The organism is Brevibacillus laterosporus DSM 25, assembly GCF_002706795.1.
Classification (GTDB): Bacteria; Bacillota; Bacilli; order Brevibacillales; family Brevibacillaceae; genus Brevibacillus_B; species Brevibacillus_B laterosporus.
Window position 1 is genome coordinate 283,048 of the sequence record NZ_CP017705.1, and the last position, 20,593, is coordinate 303,640.

Consider the following 20,593-nt stretch of genomic DNA (forward strand, 5'->3'; position numbering starts at 1 on the left):
TATTTGTTTGAGACTTCATCCCTCGATTGTAAAGTCAGCTCTATATAGAGAGGTTACACAAAGAATGGTATACGCGAAAAAGAGCCCTTCTTGGTTAAACACAAGAAAAGCTCTTAATCAAAGCAGGTGTACTACGTCAAAAGATCATTTCACTTGAACACGGAAAATACTATGCCCCGTACGTACTTGCCCATACACTGACGCAAGTTTTTGGTTGCCTCAGCAAGGAGCTGTTTCACTTTTATGCATTCGCTTGTATGATTTCAGCTCGATGTTTTGTTCTTCTTGCCGCTCTGTCCTCTTCTTTCATAAGAGGACAGGTGTAGCAATACTGGGCACCCTCGGTTCTAAAATATCTGCAGCATACATTTTTCATTCTCATTTGTTTTGTTGGGTCCTCTATATGTTCGATGAATCGCACCTTCACATCAAACGGATTCTTGCTACGCCCAATGACACTTGGACTAAACTCATGCTGTAAAAAATGATAATCATCAATCACTCGCTGTTTTTCTTCTGAGTTCGTTGTTTGTTCCATAAGATTTTCTATAAAATAATGGAATTTAGTTGGCAACTGCCCCCACATCTGGCCAACGTTACATCCAGAAACCACAGACATACATTCCAAGAGCGGACGCAATGTTTCACCGTATAAACGGGAAAGAACATCTTTTCTCCATTCCTGTCTCTTCTCGTCACTCTCTGGTGCTTCCGTTTCTGTCCACGAACGTAGTTGGAAAGAGATCCGCGTGTACGATCCCTCAGATTTTGGGCTCATATGTATTATTACATTCGTTAAAGAAAGATCCAAAGCCTTATTTTGCACCGACACCATATACTGAAGCCCAGTAGCCATCGCAAGAAACCAGCTAGCAAGGTATGCTGCCGTAGCCGTATCATCTAATGCCTTTATCAATGGGGCGTATTGATCAATAAAATTTCGCATGTACCCCTCGTTAAGTAAGTCAGTGGCAGGCATTGAACGATAAGCTCCCTTAGGTTCTAGCAAATGAATATTAAACATCTCATCAAGCAGGTCAGCATATTTCTTTTTCATTATGTTTCCCCTTTTCCTCCATTTAGTTATGAGGCCCCAAACGGTTCTAAAGTCCGAGAATGATTTTCATTATTTGTAATTGTAAAACACAAAACACGAGCATTCAACTCAAAAAGGCTAACCAAACGTTCTCTTATAACGTTGGGTAGCCATTCTTTATTTGACATAGCAATGTGCTTCTTCATAAATTTCTGCTCTCCTGTGTTCAATTTTCTAAAATTGTTGCTTACGCTTGTTCGACAAAAAACTTGAAGTTATTTCAAATGAAAGGATGTAAAAATCTATCTTTTCAACTTATAATTAAGTTATTATTTGCCATAGTAAATGGTAACTAGCTACTGCTAAGATATCCATGACGGTTATCTTAGTCTTAATACGAAAAACTTGAAATAACTTCAGGAAAAACATTCTTTATACTTGAATTTTCTTCATGTTTCTTTTGAAGATACTTCAACTGTCGTATAATTGTTAGAAAAAAATGGGGTGAGAAAATGTCGACATTTGGTCAACGATTACAGAAATCTAGAAAAAAAGCAAAATTAACGCAAGAACAAGTGGCCAATAAACTCGGACTTGACTACTCCACTATCTCCAAATATGAGAATGATCACTCGCAACCCGATAATGATACTCTTATAGCACTAGCAGATCTCTATTTTGTTACGGTAGATTATCTTCTCGGTCGATCAGGTGAACAAGCAGATCACGATCTCTCTTTAGTGGATGAGTACCTACCTAAGGAAAAATTAGAAAAATTAACTCCAAAACAAATGGAAAAGATTAACGATTTTTTATCCTTACCGGAAGACATCCAAATGAATATCGGTACAATGATTGAAGCGGCTGTTGAAATCGTAAAAAACAAAAACCGTCCTGATTAGTAATCGAACTGATTATGGCGTTTTTTCGCATCTTCAATAATTTTCTCTATAAAACAAATAATGGAATTTATACTATAGTCTTTATTTTCGATTAAGTAGAGTTCGGCTAATTCAACGGCTTTCATTTTGGTATAATCTGTGAGTTTTACCGCTTTTATCTCCATTTTTTTCACCTACTTTAAAATTCTTTGCTTCTAAAAATTTATCATTAAATTATAGAATTTTTTGTCGAAAAATGAAGATAAAGCCTGTCTGTTCTACCCCCTTCAATTTTTCTTTACATTCAGTAAAAACAAATGTATAATTATATGCCAAAAAAGAAAGAATCATCCATTTAATCTGGATGATTCTTTCTTTTCAGATGTTTAACTAATTCATACTTAGACCTAGAAACTGTTGTATAAGAACCATCGTCGAAGTAAGCTCTGATGAACAACGCATTCTCCACTACATAAGTAATGTTTTCGAGATTGACAACATTTACAGCATCTAATGAAACAAAACCGTATTTCCCCCAAGAAGCGCGAATCCCTTCTAAGGTAGTCACTCCGAGAAACACACCTTTATTAGTATGAAAACGTAAAATGCTAGCTGAATTCTTTTTTGGTCTGAAGAGATCTACATAATTAACCTCTTCCACTCCAAATTCTACAAAATCTGACTCATCGTACTTCCTTTCGATTCTAATCCCTGTTAACCTTGGTTTCATTTTGCTTCACTTTGCTTTGTTAGTTCTTCTGGCACGACTGGACTACCGATACTAGCTTTGAAGGAAACAACAAAGGCCCTAGCCACAGCGGTAAGCATAACCGAAGTAGTTTCTGCTATAAGTTTTTTCATTTGATACTCACCCCCCTTTTTGGAATTAATAACAACGATTGAATAAAGAAAGATAATGCTATTATAGGAGAGCCGAAGACGAAATTCGTGCTTACGATTAAAACAGAGCTTAATTTTAAGATCAGCACTTTTCGAGGTACGGTCAGATTTTCATATGTACTATTAGGAGCAAGACAGAAAACTAGAATAACACTGATAGCTGTTAGTAGATATACAACAATATAGTTTACAGGAATATGTGGAACTACTGCAATAATTGCGGTAGTTACGATGACACACTGATCTAAGGATTTTAGATGATAGCCCCCCGAAAAAAAACGTAGGGCCACAAAAGACATCAATGCTATAAAGCTATCCTGTAAACTATCTGTCAAAATTCCGATTAAAAGCAAAAAGAAACAAATAAAAAAGAAATTAAGTAAAATAGAAAGAGCGTATGATAACACAGCTACGCTATTCGTACGCTCTGGACTTGCATTTTTTATTTTGATAGACATAGCTTCAGATAATCTTTCAATCAATAATTTTGTCCCTCCTATATAACCAGCGAAGTAAAAGTAACAGAGGGGCCAAAATAGGCAATATCAACACCCACATATCGCCTTTAAAAATAAAAATCCAATAAGCATTAGCAGAAATAGTTAATATCCCTAGCACTAATCCACAAATGATTCTTATCTTTAAAGCGTCTAGCTTTCCTTTTTGGTATAGATCATGGGGTGGTTGCATAATGAAGGAAAACCCAAAATTAAACATACCAATGAGCCAACCTATCAGCAAAACGGTCACATCGGTGATAAGTTGAATCAAGAAAGTTCCCCACTCTACAAGACTTTTACCATCACTTAAGGTCACCCATCCAAAAGATAGAAGAACAGGATAAATAACAAATTGTATCCCTATGTAACTTAGATAACCAATTGCAGTAATTAAGGCTGATTCATATACTCTTATCTTAAACAAAAGTCTAAAAAACACTACAATCAGAAAAAATTGTGCCCCAACATCAATCTGGTCTACTTCTAGTACAACTCGATTTACAAATGATGTTATGGACAATGCAGTAGCCATGATTGAGAAGTCCCTCAAATACATAGTTACTGGTAGCCTAAATGCTTTGAAGGTTAAAAATAAAATGGTAAATGAATCAATGAATCCAAACAATACATACAAAAAACTTTTCATAATATATCCCCTATTTAGCCAAGATCAAAATGGACTGACCCAGGTTAATGAGACATTGAAAAAACACCTATGCTACCTGTTTTCCATACTCGTATGGGGACAGGTAGTTTAATTTTTCCTGAATTCGTTCCTGATTGTAAAAACAGATGTAATTTTCTACTTTTTGTAATACCATTAGATTTGTTAGGAACTCTCTCTTCGGAGAGGCGAATTCTTCCGACTTTAGCGAGGAGTGGAAGGATTCAATGACAGCATTATCATGGCAATTTCCCTTACGGGACATGCTCGTGGTAATGCTGTTTTCTTTTGCTTTATTTTGAAAAGCGTATGAGGTATAAACTGAACCTTGGTCACTATGGAGAAGGACACCTCGCGCGTCTCTAGTTTTCGTGGCTTGTTCAAGCGTCTCTAGAACGAGAGAAACATCTTGTCTGTCACTTATTCGGTAAGCAATGATCTCGTTGTTATATAGATCCATTATCGAAGATAAGTACAACATGCTTTGACCGTAAGGTAAATACGTAATATCCGTTACCCACTTTTCATTTGGCTTTAAAGCTATAAATTCCCGGTTCAGCTTGTTTGAAACAATCATTTTACTCTCGCCACTACTAAACGTCTTGCGCTTTACTTTTACACGACATTGTAAATTTTTCCTTTGCATAACCCTCTGCACTGTTTTACGATTCACTTTTTTATTATAAATACGACCTAGTAAAGCAGTTATCTTGCGATGACCAAAACGATAGTGATACTTCAAGCAGAGTTGTTCAATTAGGTATTCAAGTTCTGTACTTGTGTTTTGAAACTTCGCTTTCCAGCGATAATACGTTGCTCGTGGTACAGCAAACAATTTTAGTATCTCCGTAATAGTAAACCGATCTTTAAAGCTCTCTACAACGTCAATTAGGCTCGATTTTTTCACCTCCTTTGAAATTCCTGATACTTTTTTAGGACTTCTATCTGCAACTCTAATTGACGAATTCTCAGGTCTTTGGTAGCTATCTCGTCTAGCTGATCTTGTCCGTATTTTCCATACATATATTGTTTGCCTACCTGTTGAGCAAACCGATACGTTTCTCCATTACGAAACCACTTCATCCATGTCTTTATCTGAGATTTATCCTTGATACCAAGTTCATCCATAATCTGTTTATTCGTATAACCCTCTTGCTTCATCTTTACGACTTGCCACTTCACCTCTTCTGGATAAGAAACTCTTGTACCCATGAAAGAAGCACCTCCCATCAAATCATATTGTTTAATACGATTCAGGAGGTGCTTTTTCCTTGTCTCAATTTACTGGGTCACTTCAAAACGATGTAGGTGTTTTTGTACTCACGACCATGCAATAGACTATCTCTTAGAGAGTGTAGCTCGCTCATAACTTCTAGATGAAAAATGATCTCCTCGCCTAATCAGCCCAAGGGAGGTTTTTTATGTTTAAGTAAGTAACCATCAAGGCTAAAAAGAACATGCCAAACATGGAAATCGAGAACAACTCCTGATATTCCAATGTGTACCTTTATGTACTCACCTCCTTCCCAATTGGGATAAAAGAGAGTGTGCTGATCATCTGTTAAGTAGCCGCATTCTATTGTACCTCGCTATTATAGCATGGATTTTTTACGTATTCTCTACTTTCATAAAATATCAATGAAAAGCATGTGAATCCTTATTAAATCAAGTATTTTCTTGTAAAATCACGCAAAAAATAACATAAAAAATACCCCAAAATCTGAATGATAAACCTTGTCTTCCCTCTGTTACTACTTTTGCCCAAAACAAAAGAATGTAATGCCCTACGTCAAATATTTCGGAACGAATGATTTACCATAATTTTAAAATGTCAGGGCATACTAAGATGACATTTATCTTAATACAAAGGATAGGTACCTATGAATTTAAAAACCGGCTCATTATTTTGGTTTGATACACTACCATCCCCTTTTATTTATCCAAAACTTTCCAAAGACATTCAATGTGATGTTCTTATTATTGGTGGTGGGGAAGCTGGTTCACTTTGTAGTTTTTATTTAGTTAACAGTGGTGTAGATACTGTGATAGTAGACAAACGAAAGGTAGCCCATGGTAGCTCTTGTGCTAACACTGGTCTTTTGCATTTTGCTAATGATAAATCACTGACGTCGATGATTGCTACCTTTGGAGAAGAAAAAGGGGCACGATTCTACTGGATGTGTAAACAAGCTGTGGAAGAACTACAGCATATCACCTCACAGCTAGAATTCTCACCCGATTACATACAACGACCAAGCCTTTACTACGCTTCGCAACCAGGGGATGTACAAAACTTGCAAACAGAATATGAATGGTTATCCAAATACGGTTTCCCTGTAACATTCCTCCAAGCAGATGAAATAGCAGAGCGTTACTCCTTTAGCAAACCTGCTGCCCTTTATTCTGAAGGTAATGCGGAATTTAATCCTTTTAAGCTGGTACATTCACTTCTTCAGCATGCTCACAGAAAAGGAATGCGCATTTATGCGGAAACTGAGATAACACATCATATCCTAGAAGGTGATACCCTTCTTTTCTTTACGGCAGAAGGTAACTACATCCGCTGTAAAAAAGCAATCTTTGCTACTGGATATGAGACACAACAAATCAAACGAAATAAAAATGCAGTGCTCTCTAGTTCTTATGCTTTGGTCACTCAACAGCTCCCTTCATTCACGGGTTGGCATGAGCGATCCCTTATTTGGGAAACAGCCCGTCCCTATCTTTATCTTCGTACTACCGCGGATAATCGAATTGTAGCGGGAGGTTTAGATATTACCAGCTACGACGAGCAAGAGCGCGATTCTCATCTACAACATAAAGCCAAGCTCTTGCTTCAGCAGGTTCAAGACTTGTTTCCCAGCATACCTGATATGCGCATTGAATACTCCTGGGCTGCAACATTTGGTGAAACACATGATGGTCTGCCTTTAATTGGAACACAGCCTGATTTCCCACAATGCTATTTTTTGCTTGGTTACGGCGGAAACGGAACTGTCCTCACTATGGTTGGAGCACAAATTATTCACGACCTCGTTGTAAAAGGCTTTCACACGGATGCCCATTTAGTAGATTTTGCCCGTGTTTAATTCTTTCTTTCAAAAGGTATTTTTTCAACACCCTACGCATAATGAGTGTAAGGAAATCATGTAGAGAGAGGCGTTTAAGCTTAAATAATATTTTATAATTGGTGATCTCATGCTGAAATTGATTTTAAAATGATTAAAAAAAGCCGGGGAACAAAAGAAAAACGCCACAGCTTTACTATAAGCCATGGCGTTTTTTTGCTGAATGGATTTTGTTTTGAAATATCTCTTTCTTTATAAACTGGTCGTTTATTGTATGCTTCTTGCTATTTATTTACCAAACGTTTTAGCGATTTCAGTGGCACGCACTTTCGCTTTTGCCTTGATATTTTCCGCCTCAGCAGGAAGTGCATTCATACCTTCTACTGCCAATGTTTCATATTCAGTGATACCGATAAAGTTCATTACTGCTTGTAAATATTTATCACCAAATTCAAAGTCAACAGCAGGACCTTCTGAGTACATACCACCACGCGCTTGAATATGGAGAACTTTTTTTCCACTTAGTAATCCTGCTGGGCCAGCTTCTGTATATTTGAAGGTTTTTCCAGCAATCAATACATTGTCAATATATGCTTTCACTACAGGAGGGAAGCTCAAGTTCCACATTGGTGTTACAAATACATAGCGATCTGCTTCCAAGAACTGCTCCAAGACTTCACCCATACGGCCTACTTTAGCTTGAGCTTCTGGAGCTAAATCCCCGAACGCAGTTCCCTGACCCAATTTGTTCCAAGCGTCCAATACTGTCCCATCAATTGTTGGGATATCTTCTTTAAATAGATCAACACGAACTACCTCATCTTGCGGGTTTGCTTGACGATATGCCTCCACGAAAGTTTCTCCCACACTTAGTCCAAATGATTCCTCTACAGATTTCGGATTTGCTGTAATATACAATACTTTTGCCATTGTTGTAATCATCCCTTCTGTTGTATGTACCTTATTATTTCCTTACTAGGTGTACAGCATGTAATACATTAATATTTATTTACTTACCTTATACAAGTATAGTACTTTTTGATAGAAATTTTGTCAACACATTTATATAGAAAGTATTTTTCCATATTTTTCTGTATATTTTTTGATCTCTTGGAGCATTCTTTATTTGACACGGATAAAATCTTGTGAGATGCTTTACCTAACGAACGTTAGGTAGGAGGTTTAGTCTTATGACTGCCAACAAGATAAAAGAAGCTGCATTGCAGTGTTTTGCTCAACACGGCTATGAAGGAACGTCGCTTGCTCAAATTGCAGATGCGGTTGGGATTAAAAAACCTTCCATTTATGCCCACTTTAAAGCAAAGGAAGATCTTTTTTTACACCTGATTCATGATGTATTTGCTAAAGAAACAGCCATTATTCAACAATTTTTTGTGGTCAATCAGAATCAACACCTATCAGTCTTGTTACCCCAGCTTTTGAACCATTACAAAACAAATTTTACTAATGATGGCACGTTTACATTTTGGCTCCGGATGGCTTTTTTTCCCCCATCTAGTATGGTAGAGACGGTTAGTGATGTGACCAATCAGTTTTTGGACGAACTGGAGGCTATGCTAGTCCCCTTCTTTAAGCGTGCAAAGGAATTAGGGGAAATTCAGGTTGATGATCCTCAAGATGCCGCGATTGCCTTTCTTTGTTTAATGGATGGTCTATTTGCAGAATTATTGTTTGGTGGGTCAGAGCGATATGAGAAACGTTGGGCCTCCTCATGGAAAATTTTCGCTGAGGGGATTCACCTTCAGTTACACAAGTAACAGGTTTGGAGGCAACATGCGATGAATCGGAATTGGACATACGTACTAGTTGGTGGATTATTAGAAATTATTTGGGTCTCGGGGATTAAACACTCCTCGACCTGGTATGAATGGGCTGGAACTTTGATTACGATTACTCTTAGTTTCGCCGTGCTTATCCGTGCAACCAAAAATCTCCCAATTGGGACGGTTTATGCTGTTTTTACTGGAATCGGTACTGCTGGTACTATTTTGACAGAGATGTTGTTGTTTGGTGAACCGTTCCATTTAGCTAAAGTAATCCTTGTTGCTTTATTGCTGGTAGGTGTTATCGGATTGAAATTGATCACAACTGATGATTCAGGAACCAGAGAAACGAAGCTGAAAGGAGCGAGCTAAACATGGGCTGGGCTTTCTTATTTTTTGCAGGATGCTTTGAAATTGTTGGCGTGCTGGGGCTAAAAAAGGTCTCATTAAAACAAAGCTTAGCCTCTTATCTTATTTTAATTGGTGGATTCGCTCTTAGTTTTACTTTTTTGAACCTGTCCATGAAAAGTATTTCAATGGGTACAGCTTACGCAATCTGGACTGGTATTGGTACAGTTGGGAGCGCCTTATTGGGCATGCTTGTTTATAAGGAACCAAAAGAATGGCGGCGGATTTTATTTATTATGATGATTGTGTCCGCAGCAATTGGTTTGAAAATGATATCATAACAATACATGGGACAGCTTACAAAACTGATCAAAAAAGCACAGAAGGTTGATAATTGCGGGGATGATCAACATTTCGCAATGATACCTCCTGTGCTTTTTGTATTAGCAAAACCACTACCTAGTTTCTATTATTTTTTGGTTTCATCTAAGCATTACCAACTTCTGCGGTCACTTTACCTGTCTCCGATTTGAAAAACTGCGGCAGATATGCCTTATGAGCTTCCAACATTTCATCTAAAATCGTTTTAGCGATGGTATCTGATGGAATTAATGGATTAATGCTCATTGCTAACAACGCCTTATGGTAATCACCTGTCACCGCTGCTTCAATCGCCACTCGTTCAAAGGATTTAATTTGTTGAACTAAGCCGTTTACAGCGATTGGTAGTTCACCGACTGAGATTGGCACAGGCCCTTCTTTTGTGATTACACAGTTCACTTCTACAGCTGAATCTGGGGAAATACCTGCAATTGCACCGTTGTTTCGAACGTTAACCGGCTGGATGTCACGTACATCATTATAAATCGAGTAAATTAGGTTACATGCCGCATCACTGTAGTATGCGCCGCCTCGTTTCTCCAGCTGCGGTGGCTTGATGGCCAACTCAGGGTCTTTATACAGCTCAAACAATTCAGCTTCTACCTTCTGAACTACTTCTGCTCTTGTTCCTTCTTTTTTCGCCGCTTCTACTTCATGTTCAAGCATTGGTCCTGTTTGGTAATAATAGCGATGATACGGACACGGCAATAAACCTAACGCACGAATGAACTCTTTTTCCCAGCCCATATCTACAATATTTTTCACGGAAGGACCCGTTTCTTCGTCACTTGTCAGCTTTTCGATTATTTGCTCCGTTACTTTCCTACCATCCAGATAGACGTTTGTCCCAAAAACCATATGATTTAATCCTGCAAAATCAATGTGCACACGGCTACCATCTACATCTAGCATCTTGGCAACAGCCATCTTCATGCCGACTGGAACATTACAAAGACCTACTACTTTTTTAATATTGCTGTGGCGTAGAACCGCCTCCGTCACCATTCCAGCTGGATTCGTAAAATTAATGAGCCATGCATCTGGACATAGTTCCTCCATATCCTTACTAATGCTTAAAATAACTGGGATTGTACGCAATGCCTTAAACAAACCACCTGCGCCGTTTGTTTCCTGGCCAATGCATCCATGCTTTAATGGTATGCTTTCGTCTAATCCACGAGCCTTTAGTAGACCTACACGTAATTGAGTCGTAACAAAATCAGCCCCTGGCAACGCTTCTCTGTGATCCAATGACAAATGAATTTGCATTGGGACACCAGCCTTCTCCACCATGCGTTTTGCTAAATTTCCTACGATTTCCAACTTTTCTTTTCCTTCTGGAATATCGACTAGCCAGAGTTCGCGCACAGGTAATTCCTCATAACGCTTGATAAAGCCTTCAACTAACTCTGGTGTGTAGCTAGAGCCACCGCCAATGGTTACAATTTTAATTCCGCTCAACTGTAAGTCCCCCTTCGATGTTTATTTTTGCATAAAGGTCAATGAACTCATTTGCTAAGTCTTTAACGGTGATTGCATTCATTAAATGGTCTTGCGCGTGGATCATTAATAAGGTTAACTCTGTCTTGCGCCCACCAGCTTCTTCCTGAATTAAAGAAGTCTGAATATGGTGGGCTTCGCGTAACTCTGTGGTTGCTTCGTCCATTAATTTGCGTGCTTCCTCTATCTCTCCGCGCTTTGCTGCTGCAATTGCCTCCATCGCAAAGCTTTTGGCGTTACCACCATGTAATATAATGTGAAAAGCTACATCCGTAATTTCCATATGGTTGCCTCCTATCCCATGACCCACTGTCAGCCAAGTTGTTCAAATGTAATCAATTGTATATCTCGGCAGTTCAGCCGTTCTTTAACATGCGGGTCAGTCAAAATCGCCAATTCGTTCATACGTTGAAGCGCATAGCTACTTCCTTGGTAAAGAGGTTGGTCGATAAAAGCGGGATGTGTCATAATTTCAAGCGATTCAACTCCAACATACTTATCCAAGATTTGTTCCAAAGACTCAAGGGAAAGTTCATCCCCATAAAAAGTATGATCGAAAGCAACAGTGCTCCGTACCCCTGCTTGTAACCTATTAGTCTCATCATTTGTGTGGAAGAGACGAAGCGGTACATTATACCGCTCCGCTAATTTCAACACGATAGGCAATATTTTCTCATGCCCATGTACATGATGATGGCTATCAATATGGGTTGGTTTCTTCCCGAATGAGAGGAATGCTTCTAATTGACGTGTAAATTCTTTTTCCACATCTTCTGTATTCATTAGATGAAATACATCCCGCAACGAGTGAAATCGACCTGATTCATTTACTAAGGAAGGTACATCGTCACTGAGTGGTTTCCCACAGGTCAGAACCAAATGAATCCCTACTCCTAAACCTGAGTGCTGTTCCGCCAGCTGAAAGGCATGCTCTACCTCAGGCATATTCATCATCATCGTGGTCGATGTAACAACACCACATGCATGGGAAGTAATAATTCCATAATTGACTCCTCTTGAGTAACCAAAATCATCTGCGTTTATAATCAGTTTCGTAACGATTACCCCTTTCTATATATCTGCAAAACACAATTTTACTTATGCTTGTAATGTGTTGACAGCTTGATTTTTTGTTGCCTCCTGCTCTTCTTTGCATTTTTGACGATCCCACAGACGGAAGAATGGATAGTAAATCGCAAAAGCTAATATAAAGTTAATGAGTTGAAGTATTAATCCAGACGCTTTAGCACCAGTCGCTAGATAACCGCTGATTAACAATGGAGTCGTCCAAGGCACGGATATACCGCTAGGTCTCGCTACAAGTCCCGTGGACATTGCAAAATAAGAGACACACAATAGAACAACAGGCGTTATTACAAACGGAATAATTAATAGCGGGTTCATTACGATCGGCATCCCGAAGATCACCGGTTCGTTGATGTTAAATAGCCCTGGTGCAAGTGAGAGTCTACCTAAGCTTTTCATCTGTTGACTCTTCGCCAGAAATGCCATTGCAACAACCATCGCAAGTGTTGTGCCTGACCCACCAATATAGAGCCATAGATCAAAGAATTGACTGGTGATGACATTGGGTAATTCTGCATTAGGATTGCTCATGTAAACAGCTCGGTTTGCATCCATCAGAGTTAACCAGATTGGACTCATTACACTACCAACCAAATTGGCTCCATGTAGACCGCAAGCCCATAAAAGATGAATCAAAATAACAGCGATTAAAGCGCCTGCAAAGCTGGAGCCTAATGCTTGTAACGGAACTCCTAACAGCGTTTTAACAATATTGTGTACGCTTTCAAAAGTGGTCGCTTCCATAATCAAACGAATAATCCAGCAGGCTCCAAGTACAATAAAAGCTGGAATGAGAGCGACGAAGGATTTTGCAACCGCTGGTGGCACACCTGGCGGCATTTTTACTACAATGTCCTTTTGTATAACAATACGGAAAATTTCAGTTGATAGAAGAGCCATAATCATGGCAACAAACAAGCCTTGGCTACCCATCAATGTTACAGGTATGACACCGCTAACCTGTATGGCTGTTTCTGTCCCAGGCGCAGTAAACATGGTATTGTATGGCGTTACCAACAAGAAGGAGGCAACAGATATGGAAGCTGCCGATAAAGGGTCCACCTTATACTTCTCCGCTAACCGATACGCTACACCAAAACTAGCAATGAGTGCCATAATATCAAAAGTAGCGCCTACCGGGTATAAAAGCTTTGTACGCCATAGCTCACCAAAAATTCCTTTCATAAAGTCATCATAACCGTCAATTGGAATAAACCCAATAACCAAACATAAGGACCCGACAATTAGCAGGGGAGTTGTTAAGACGATACCGTCACGAATGGCTTGTAAATGCTTCTGCCCCGCGATCTTCCCTGCAATGGGCATCAGCGCTCTCTCGAATAATTGAACGAGTCTGTCCATTGTTATCACTCCTCTCTATTTCTTCATGTTTAGAGCAGATTCTAGAACCTTTTGGCCATTGACCATGCCATAATCAACAGGTTTTATGACATCAACTGGTATATTTCTCGCTTCGCCTTCCTTTTTGAATTCTGCTAATTTATAACGAATTTGGGGTCCGAGTAGCACGACCTCTGCTTTATCCCAGTTATCACGCATATCATCTGCAGAGATAGCCCAAATCGTTGCCTCAATTCCTAACTCCCTTGCTGCCTCCTCCATTCGAGTTACGAGTAGGCTAGTTGACATTCCTGCTGAACAACACAGTACAATATTCATCTTTATATGCCCCCTTTGATCATGTAAGTGTTTACATTTTATTTATATTGCAATTGCTATGCCAAAACACTAATTCTTTTATGTGTAGGCTGTCATCTCTTAATTCTTCTATTAGTGTATTGCTCATCCATAAAAAAACGAAACACTAATGAGATAGTGTTTCGTTTTAAGCAAAGCGAGTGTTTACTTATGATTGAGGCTGGTTTTCTTCACTCATCAGGAAAAATTTAACAAGGTAACAGATTTCATTTTCCTCCACCATAATGCCATAAGTCAGTTCAATTGGCTGCATAAGCCTTTGTATAACAGTAAGCATCTCCTTATAATTTTGCTTGTACGCTTCCTTTTCTTTAAATACCGCTACTTCTTCTCTACCTTTTAACCGATCAATCATGCAGCACATATGCAATGTAATTCCCATCAGTTCATCCTGATATAGATCCTGCTGTAGCTCCTTCTCCATACATTTAATAGTAGCACGAACATCTGCTAGGACTTGTTCACCGGAGAGGTATTTTAAATGAGATTCTAGTGTTTCACCCATTTTTATATAAATTTCTTCCTGGTTGATAATCTGCTGAATCTCTGGAATTGCCTGTAAGCTTAAGACCTGCTCAATATTGTATTGAGGTGCTTCAATATCCAATCGAAAATTGCTCACAACACACAAAATCTGGCGTTTTTCCTTTAGGTCTTCCAATTCCTGTTTGGCCTTGGTTTGATCTACACAAGTAATCGGTATAATTTGTAATGATTCATTATGAAACCGCAGATAATTTTTCAACAAATTTTTAATTACAAGTGCGCTTCCTTCACCTGTCAAACACGCCGTTACGATCACTTGTTTTGGTAGCTTATTACGTTCCCGTTTAACAGACTGCTCTTGTATTTCATGACTTGATACAGCTAACACACTTTGATAAATCTCGTCTAAAGTAGAGCCTGATATCGCTTTGCGCGTAGCTTCTAAAACATGAGTGGTACTAACTAACGGAATAACTTTTACGGGTATTCCCAATTCTTTTTGGACAATTTCCCCAAAGGTAAGCAAAGAGCCCATATCTACTAAAAACAACAGTCCTTCTTCGTTACCAATCGTCCTGGCGATTTCTTTGGCTTTCTCTAATAATTCATGGGGTGTCTTTTCTAAGGGCATATCCAATGAGACAGCGTGATCTGTACCCAGCAGGCGGTTTGTCACCTCTACCATAGAAGTAGCACTGGAATTACCGTGCATCATGACGAGAATACCAACATAATTTTTCATTTCTTCAGGTTGTGCTTCATCGAGTACAAAGAACATGCAGAGAAAACCAGCTTCATCTAGTGGTATGTCGAGATCAAAAGCCTCTTCTATCTTGCTCACACATTCAAGAGCCACCATGAATTCAGCTTTATGTAGCTTGCTAATTTGATTCAACTGCGGATTCGAGATTGTTTTACCCCTTCCAATACGATCAATCAGTGTCTGAATATGTAAGGACATTCCCAGTAGAACATTACGTGTTAATTTTCTATTCAAAATAGTCTCGGCATACTTGACGATGTCTTCGACCAGATTGACAATATCGGGATGGACGATTTTTAATACATCCTCCTGATTAAAGCTTTTTCGTACATTAGTCAGATAATTAGTAAAATATTTCTCAATCTCACTAGTCAAAACTGTGTACAACTCTGTATCAGATACTCCTGTAGCTCGTAGCTGAACAATCTTTTGTTCCATTCGTTCATAGATATTATTATCAATCACAGATGAATCTTCTAAAATATATGGCTCTTGATCTGGATGAAACAGAAAATATTTTTTCTCTCCAATAAGCTTCTCGATATTTTGTCTATTCTGCTCCACATGTAGCACGCCCTCTTTTACATGAGGGGGGAGATCAGCTGTAGTAATTTGCATTTCTGTTTTCCGTAAAGAAATAAAATCGGCATATGCCTTTGCGCAGGATAGTCGAATATCCGTTTTCAATTGACCGATGTTGTTCGGACAGTGGTACAGTAAAAGAGCACGGATAGAATTCCCTGAGACATGAATATCCTTCCCTAATCGATAAGACTCTTCTTGAAAAAACTGCTTGATTAGCTGTAGACGCTCCTCCAGTCCTCTTTCTTTTAAGGAGGGCAGAGAAATCATCATAGGAATCCGTCTGGTAAAAGTAGCTAGCAAGGCAGATGTAGGATTCTCTGTTGTTGCCGCAATTAATCTGACAGTAGCCTGACGCACTCCATCGGTTTCACCTACACGTCTGAAGAAGCCTTTATCAATGAAAGTAAATAACATCTCTTGCCCTTCTGAAGGCAAGCGATGCACTTCGTCTAAAAATAGAATGCCATTATCAGCGGCTTCCATTAGTCCTGGACGATCTTGATCAGCGCCAGTGTATGCACCCTTTTTCACACCAAATAATTGACCTACCAATAACTGAGCATTATGAGCGTAGTCTGCACAGTTAAATGTGATAAACGGAGCAGTAGCTGCTAAAATTCCTTTTTCCACAGCATATTCGTACATGAGCCCAGCAAACATGGTTTTCCCTACACCCGTCTCACCAAAGAGTAGTGTATGCATGCCATGGGGCGGATAGAGCAAAGCGGCTTTAGCTTGTTCAATGAGTGCTGTTAAGCTTTGACAATCTTTAGCTAACTGGTCCATCACGCTATCTTGTAGCTGATTTACTCCCTGATGATTATTTCTCTTGGGTTCCGTTGAAAAAGAGCCTGCACTATTACGTTCCCAAGTCCGTTTTCCTTCAGCTTTTCTTTGTTCAAATGCTTTCGCTTCCACTTTCTTTTCATTCATCAAAGCAGTAGGTTGAGTACCAGGCAAGGAGAATCGTACAGGCCGGGTTGTACTTTTCTCTATACGCCCTTCTCTCCATAGCTGGTTTAAATCAGAACTCACATTGGCTCGACTTAACGAGAGGAGCTCAGCCAACTCTTGAGCACTGCTTGCTTGTCCTTCACGTGAATTGGATACAATCTGTTGCATAATCAGCTCTATGCGTTTCATTTCATCACCTTGTGCCGATTTTTAACTGACAGGTTCACTATGAAAACTCTTTCATCATTCATTATCCATCATCTCATATTTATATCTATTCATCCATGGATCATTTTTGTGAAAGCTAAATTCGCTTGGTCCGAGCCCGATCTACTTCTGGAATTTTGATTACCAGATAACCGAGAAAGACTGCAAGGAGAATACCCTGAAATAAAATAGCGAAAGAAACGGAGCCACCCATATAGGCTACCGCATAGTAAATAGCAGTTCCTCCTAGCATTAAGCTATTCTCCACAAAATTTTGGACCGCAATCGTTTTGCCTGATCCAATGATTTGAAGTCCCTGCTCCTGAATGACTGTGTTCATCGGAACGATAAAAACCCCACCCATAAAACCAACGGCAAGCAACATCAGGATCGCAATGAATGTAGAATGAATCCAGGGAAACAGCATAATACAGCCCGTCATAAGAAACCCATAGAAAATGGCTTTGGTAAATCTAGATAAGGGAATAACCTTGGGAGCAAAGAAAGCTCCTCCAATAATCCCAATAGAGGTAGTCGCTAGAATAAGTGATACTCGAAAGTCATTCTCTGCAAAGCCTAATGTAAGCGGAATCCAAGCAAGTACAGCAATCCGGAGTACCGCCGAACTCATCCAGAATGCTCCTGTTCCGATCAATGCGTAATGCGTAGTCGGATGACGGTACAGCAAACGAAAATTTTCAAAAAACAAGCGAATTTCTTCACTAATTTTAATATGGGGATTGCCTCGTTGCATTGGAATATAAAAAGTCATAGCGATAGAAGCCGCAAAGAGAAGCAAGCAAATGCTAGAGGAAACAGCTACACTAGTAACGGCTGCAATCGCCCCTCCTCCCCCAATCCCCAACAAAATGGCAAGTATCGTATAGGCTTCAATCCGCGAATTAGCTTCAAATAACTCCATTTCATTCTCAGTAAGCTCTACTAATATGCCATACTTGGCAGGTGAATAGACAACAGCTCCTATTCCTACTGTAAAGTAACTAGCCATCAACGCCATAATACTATGGTGGTCCACTGACATTAATAACACGATACCAAGTAGCTTCAAAAAATTACCTGCAAGTAAAATTTCTGTTTTGGAATACTTATCAGCTATGGGTCCTACCACAGGTGCCATTAAAATAAATGGCAAGAAAAATGCCATGGAAACTAAGGCAAGTGCGACAGGAGAAAAGCCATTTTGTCTTAACAGATTGGCAATCACAAATAATGCCATGTTATCAGCAAATGCAGATAAAAATTGAGTGATGTATAGATACTTCAAGGCTTTATTTTTCACGAATGCCGCTCTCCTCTCCTTATCGATTAGATGGGTTTCCTTGTTCTGCCCATTGTTTTAATGTTACATAGTCCACCTTGCCACTACCCAGCATAGGGAGTTCCTCGATCTCTACAATTTTGGAAGGAACCAACAGTGCTGAGAAGCCTTTAGCTAGTACATATTCCTTAATCTCACGCATTGTAATGGGAATTGAGGTAAATAGATAGATGCGTTCCCCTTTTCGTGGATCACCTGTCGTCACAGCGGCAAGCCTTGTATCTTGCGCCACTTCTGTAACCAATTGCTCGACTAAATTTAGTGAGACCATTTCACCTGCAATTTTTGCAAAACGTTTTTTGCGAGCTACGATAGAAATGTACCCCTCGTCATCCACCGTTACGATATCTCCACAATCATAGTAGCCTTCTCTAGGTTCAAACCCTTTTCCATGAAATAAATAGCCTTTCATGACATTCGCTCCATCAACCCAAAGGTTACCGCCTTCAGATATGCCTTCAATCTTCTCTAGTTCATAACGAATACCTGGCAGAAATTGGCCTACTGTTCCCTTTTTATGCTGTAGCGGGGTGTTCAGTGAAAGAATAGGAGAAGCCTCAGTCGTACCATATCCTTCCATCACTCTTATACCGAATTTGTCCATCCAGAGCTGTCGGACCTCTTCCTTTAATTTTTCTGCTCCCGCCACTACATGCCGCATGGCGTAAAAATCGTATGGTTTGGCAGTGCGAGCATAACCTGCGAGAAATGTAGAGGTTCCAAATAACACTGTACAATTACGATCATAAGCAATCTCAGGAATCACCTTATAATGGAGCGGCGAAGGGTAAAAGAATACAGGTATTCCTGTCACAATTGGCAAAATCGTACCTACCGTTAAACCGAAGCTGTGAAACATTGGCAGGGTATTTAAAAACTTGTCTTTCGACGTCATATCCATCATGCTCAAGACCTGCTGAATATTGTTATAAATATTACTATGGGTGAGCACCACCCCTTTTGGCTTGCTCTCACTTCCAGATGTAAATAAAATAAGTTCACTTTCCTGTTTTGAATTCTCTTTTAAAGCACGCTGATTGCTCATATAAGCAAACATGGCCTTTACTTTGTCAGTTGTGCTAATAGAAGCTTTTACGTCTTCTAAGTAAATAACCTGTATATGTTTTTCAAGCGCATCAGCCATGGGCTGTAAATTAGCCTTCTGAATAAATTCTCTGGAGGTTAAAATGATGGAAATGCTTGCGGTTTCACATGCATCCAACACCGTTTGCACTCCCATGCTAAAGTTGAGTAGGGCAACTGACTTATCTAAATAAAACAATGAAAATAAAGCTACTGCATGGCCTAGTGATGTAGGTAATAGAGTACCAATACGTTGCTCATTGCGAACAAGAGCTTGTAATTTATTACCTAATGCATATGAACTTATCGCCAACTTTTTGTAAGTAATAGACTGTGTTAATTCTTCACCAATCATCCGGTTGGGACCATTAAGACGACATGCATCCAGCAATTCATTAAATAATTGCACATGATGCTTCTCCTTGGAATAAAATAACTCTGTTTGCATCGTTCTCAGGACTAAACTACCGGCCTTTTCCTTTTGAATGCGCTTAGATACTCCCGCTTCTACTGGAATTGTATAAGGCTCTCCAATACGGATACGCACTTTGGGGAATAGCTTCGTTTTCCACTTATCCGTAATGTAAGAGAATGGTGTACGTTCAACTCCCAGCAATGTAACGGGATAAATAGTGGCACCTGTACGAAGTGCAATATAACCGAGCCCACTATATATTTTCATTATTCCACCAGTCGTTGTAATCCTGCCTTCAGGAAACAACACCAAAGGTACGCCAGTCTTGACTTCACGTACAATTTTACGAATGGAATAGGAATTAAAAGGATCTACCGTTATAAATTTTCGCTGCGATAAAAAGCTGGCATATTTCTTTGCAATATCCGTATTCACTACATAGCATACCTCTTTAGGAAGATTGCAAGCCAGCAATATCGCATCTAAGATTGACACGTGATTTGGTGCTAAAATAACCGGCTTGGAAAAATCAAGTTTTGAGAGTCCCTCTATCTCGACTCGATAACTCGCATTTACCACCGTTTTTAACAAACCATCTACAATACCCACACCATTCCACCCTTCTTCTTTTCTCCAAATTACTTGTATTCTCAAAAAATCATAACAGACTTGTCAACTAATATATACGACATATCTCTACACCTAACCATCCATCTTCTGTAATGCTGGTTTTTTCTATCTTTTTTCATAGCATATTTTATTCTTCTCTGTACAAAACAAGTCTATTTGGCCAATTAGAATCCAAGCTAAGGAGATTAGCCCTACTCAATTCGCCCTATTTTTTGTTTTTTCTGATAAACACTGAAACTAACTTATTGTTTTCCACGTCAAGAA

Annotated in this window: 21 protein-coding genes; 5 read left to right on the plus strand and 16 right to left on the minus strand. The window is 39.3% G+C overall.

What is annotated here, in order from left to right; genetic code table 11:
• Positions 1 to 241 precede the first annotated feature (241 nt).
• A complete protein-coding gene (locus tag BrL25_RS01315) occupies positions 242 to 1,057 on the minus strand; it encodes a (2Fe-2S)-binding protein (protein ID WP_018674306.1) in 816 nt (271 codons plus the stop codon).
• A 491-nt stretch (positions 1,058 to 1,548) separates the two neighbouring features.
• Here BrL25_RS01315 and BrL25_RS01320 point away from each other — a divergent pair, with 491 nt between their 5' ends.
• The gene (locus BrL25_RS01320; protein ID WP_018674304.1) at positions 1,549 to 1,938 is read left to right on the plus strand and encodes a helix-turn-helix domain-containing protein; all 390 of its coding nucleotides are present in this window, start codon (positions 1,549 to 1,551) and stop codon (positions 1,936 to 1,938) included.
• On the opposite strand, the gene BrL25_RS25035 is transcribed toward BrL25_RS01320, so the two are convergent.
• From BrL25_RS25035 to BrL25_RS01340, 6 genes are all read right to left on the minus strand, one after another.
• The gene (locus BrL25_RS25035; RefSeq protein WP_018674303.1) at positions 1,935 to 2,102 is read right to left on the minus strand and encodes a hypothetical protein; all 168 of its coding nucleotides are present in this window, start codon (positions 2,100 to 2,102) and stop codon (positions 1,935 to 1,937) included. The two genes, BrL25_RS01320 and BrL25_RS25035, sit on opposite strands and share 4 nt — an antisense overlap.
• Positions 2,103 to 2,272: 170 nt before the next feature.
• Positions 2,273 to 2,647, minus strand: coding sequence for a LytTR family transcriptional regulator DNA-binding domain-containing protein (locus tag BrL25_RS01325; protein WP_018674302.1), 375 nt, complete (start codon positions 2,645 to 2,647; stop codon positions 2,273 to 2,275).
• On the minus strand, positions 2,644 to 2,778 hold the full coding sequence (locus BrL25_RS26195; RefSeq protein WP_018674301.1) for a hypothetical protein: 135 nt from the start codon (positions 2,776 to 2,778) through the stop codon (positions 2,644 to 2,646). The genes BrL25_RS01325 and BrL25_RS26195 overlap by 4 nt, the downstream gene beginning before the upstream one ends.
• Positions 2,775 to 3,299, minus strand: a complete 525-nt coding sequence (locus BrL25_RS01330) for an accessory gene regulator B family protein (RefSeq protein ID WP_018674300.1) — start codon at positions 3,297 to 3,299, stop codon at positions 2,775 to 2,777. Before BrL25_RS01330 ends, BrL25_RS26195 begins: the two co-directional genes overlap by 4 nt.
• Positions 3,292 to 3,963, minus strand: a complete 672-nt coding sequence (locus BrL25_RS01335; protein WP_018674299.1) for a hypothetical protein — start codon at positions 3,961 to 3,963, stop codon at positions 3,292 to 3,294. Before BrL25_RS01335 ends, BrL25_RS01330 begins: the two co-directional genes overlap by 8 nt.
• Before the next feature lie 67 nt (positions 3,964 to 4,030).
• Positions 4,031 to 5,193, minus strand: a protein-coding gene (locus BrL25_RS01340; protein ID WP_099327220.1) for an IS3 family transposase whose coding sequence is annotated in 2 segments (ribosomal slippage) — positions 4,031 to 4,914 and positions 4,914 to 5,193 — 1,164 coding nt in all. Because the reading frame shifts where the segments join, the coding sequence is not laid out codon by codon here.
• 668 nt (positions 5,194 to 5,861) lie between these two features.
• Here BrL25_RS01340 and BrL25_RS01345 point away from each other — a divergent pair.
• Entirely contained in the window at positions 5,862 to 7,070 is a 1,209-nt protein-coding gene (locus BrL25_RS01345) for an NAD(P)/FAD-dependent oxidoreductase (RefSeq protein ID WP_018670936.1), read from the plus strand.
• A gap of 267 nt (positions 7,071 to 7,337) precedes the next feature.
• Here BrL25_RS01345 and BrL25_RS01350 read toward each other — a convergent pair whose 3' ends face one another.
• Positions 7,338 to 7,979 (minus strand): FMN-dependent NADH-azoreductase, encoded by a 642-nt coding sequence (locus BrL25_RS01350; RefSeq protein WP_018670935.1) that lies wholly within the window; start codon positions 7,977 to 7,979, stop codon positions 7,338 to 7,340.
• 260 nt (positions 7,980 to 8,239) lie between these two features.
• Here BrL25_RS01350 and BrL25_RS01355 point away from each other — a divergent pair, with 260 nt between their 5' ends.
• The 3 genes from BrL25_RS01355 to BrL25_RS01365 are packed head-to-tail and all read left to right on the plus strand — an operon-like array spanning position 8,240 to position 9,522.
• Complete coding sequence (locus BrL25_RS01355; protein WP_018670934.1) at positions 8,240 to 8,827, plus strand: TetR/AcrR family transcriptional regulator; 588 nt, start codon at positions 8,240 to 8,242, stop codon at positions 8,825 to 8,827.
• 21 nt (positions 8,828 to 8,848) lie between these two features.
• Positions 8,849 to 9,205 (plus strand): DMT family transporter, encoded by a 357-nt coding sequence (locus tag BrL25_RS01360; protein ID WP_018670933.1) that lies wholly within the window; start codon positions 8,849 to 8,851, stop codon positions 9,203 to 9,205.
• Between the two features lie 2 nt (positions 9,206 to 9,207).
• Positions 9,208 to 9,522 carry a DMT family transporter gene (locus tag BrL25_RS01365; protein WP_018670932.1) on the plus strand — a complete coding sequence of 105 codons (315 nt, stop codon included), beginning with the start codon at positions 9,208 to 9,210 and terminating at the stop codon, positions 9,520 to 9,522.
• 145 nt (positions 9,523 to 9,667) lie between these two features.
• Here BrL25_RS01365 and BrL25_RS01370 read toward each other — a convergent pair whose 3' ends face one another.
• The 8 genes from BrL25_RS01370 to BrL25_RS01405 form a co-directional block, all read right to left on the minus strand.
• On the minus strand, positions 9,668 to 11,023 hold the full coding sequence (locus BrL25_RS01370) for a 6-phospho-beta-glucosidase (protein ID WP_018670931.1): 1,356 nt from the start codon (positions 11,021 to 11,023) through the stop codon (positions 9,668 to 9,670).
• On the minus strand, positions 11,010 to 11,345 hold the full coding sequence (locus BrL25_RS01375; protein WP_018670930.1) for a PTS sugar transporter subunit IIA: 336 nt from the start codon (positions 11,343 to 11,345) through the stop codon (positions 11,010 to 11,012). The genes BrL25_RS01370 and BrL25_RS01375 overlap by 14 nt, the downstream gene beginning before the upstream one ends.
• A gap of 29 nt (positions 11,346 to 11,374) precedes the next feature.
• Entirely contained in the window at positions 11,375 to 12,124 is a 750-nt protein-coding gene (chbG, locus tag BrL25_RS01380; RefSeq protein ID WP_026315096.1) for a chitin disaccharide deacetylase, read from the minus strand.
• Between the two features lie 36 nt (positions 12,125 to 12,160).
• A complete protein-coding gene (gene celB / locus BrL25_RS01385; protein ID WP_018670928.1) occupies positions 12,161 to 13,510 on the minus strand; it encodes a PTS cellobiose transporter subunit IIC in 1,350 nt (449 codons plus the stop codon).
• Between the two features lie 15 nt (positions 13,511 to 13,525).
• The gene (locus BrL25_RS01390; RefSeq protein ID WP_018670927.1) at positions 13,526 to 13,828 is read right to left on the minus strand and encodes a PTS sugar transporter subunit IIB; all 303 of its coding nucleotides are present in this window, start codon (positions 13,826 to 13,828) and stop codon (positions 13,526 to 13,528) included.
• A 187-nt stretch (positions 13,829 to 14,015) separates the two neighbouring features.
• Positions 14,016 to 16,844: a sigma-54-dependent transcriptional regulator gene (locus BrL25_RS01395; protein WP_018670926.1), complete on the minus strand. Its 2,829-nt coding sequence runs from the start codon at positions 16,842 to 16,844 to the stop codon at positions 14,016 to 14,018.
• Between the two features lie 115 nt (positions 16,845 to 16,959).
• Positions 16,960 to 18,162, minus strand: coding sequence for a lysophospholipid transporter LplT (gene lplT, locus BrL25_RS01400; RefSeq protein WP_018670925.1), 1,203 nt, complete (start codon positions 18,160 to 18,162; stop codon positions 16,960 to 16,962).
• A 19-nt stretch (positions 18,163 to 18,181) separates the two neighbouring features.
• Positions 18,182 to 20,308: an AMP-binding protein gene (locus BrL25_RS01405; protein ID WP_018670924.1), complete on the minus strand. Its 2,127-nt coding sequence runs from the start codon at positions 20,306 to 20,308 to the stop codon at positions 18,182 to 18,184.
• Between the last annotated feature and the right edge of the window lie 285 nt (positions 20,309 to 20,593).

Excerpts from the sequence above, each read along its gene's own strand:
- celB (WP_018670928.1), bottom strand. The coding sequence starts at position 13,510 with ATGGACAGACTCGTTCAATTATTCGAGAGAGCGCTGATGCCCATTGCA.
- BrL25_RS01395 (WP_018670926.1), bottom strand. The coding sequence starts at position 16,844 with ATGAAACGCATAGAGCTGATTATGCAACAGATTGTATCCAATTCACGT.
- BrL25_RS01355 (WP_018670934.1), top strand. The coding sequence starts at position 8,240 with ATGACTGCCAACAAGATAAAAGAAGCTGCATTGCAGTGTTTTGCTCAA.
- BrL25_RS01320 (WP_018674304.1), top strand. The coding sequence starts at position 1,549 with ATGTCGACATTTGGTCAACGATTACAGAAATCTAGAAAAAAAGCAAAA.
- BrL25_RS01315 (WP_018674306.1), bottom strand. The coding sequence starts at position 1,057 with ATGAAAAAGAAATATGCTGACCTGCTTGATGAGATGTTTAATATTCAT.
- BrL25_RS01350 (WP_018670935.1), bottom strand. The coding sequence starts at position 7,979 with ATGGCAAAAGTATTGTATATTACAGCAAATCCGAAATCTGTAGAGGAA.
- BrL25_RS01390 (WP_018670927.1), bottom strand. The coding sequence starts at position 13,828 with ATGAATATTGTACTGTGTTGTTCAGCAGGAATGTCAACTAGCCTACTC.
- BrL25_RS01375 (WP_018670930.1), bottom strand. The coding sequence starts at position 11,345 with ATGGAAATTACGGATGTAGCTTTTCACATTATATTACATGGTGGTAAC.
- BrL25_RS01345 (WP_018670936.1), top strand. The coding sequence starts at position 5,862 with ATGAATTTAAAAACCGGCTCATTATTTTGGTTTGATACACTACCATCC.
- BrL25_RS01335 (WP_018674299.1), bottom strand. The coding sequence starts at position 3,963 with ATGAAAAGTTTTTTGTATGTATTGTTTGGATTCATTGATTCATTTACC.
- BrL25_RS26195 (WP_018674301.1), bottom strand. The coding sequence starts at position 2,778 with ATGAAAAAACTTATAGCAGAAACTACTTCGGTTATGCTTACCGCTGTG.
- BrL25_RS01325 (WP_018674302.1), bottom strand. The coding sequence starts at position 2,647 with ATGAAACCAAGGTTAACAGGGATTAGAATCGAAAGGAAGTACGATGAG.
- BrL25_RS01365 (WP_018670932.1), top strand. The coding sequence starts at position 9,208 with ATGGGCTGGGCTTTCTTATTTTTTGCAGGATGCTTTGAAATTGTTGGC.
- BrL25_RS25035 (WP_018674303.1), bottom strand. The coding sequence starts at position 2,102 with ATGGAGATAAAAGCGGTAAAACTCACAGATTATACCAAAATGAAAGCC.
- BrL25_RS01360 (WP_018670933.1), top strand. The coding sequence starts at position 8,849 with ATGAATCGGAATTGGACATACGTACTAGTTGGTGGATTATTAGAAATT.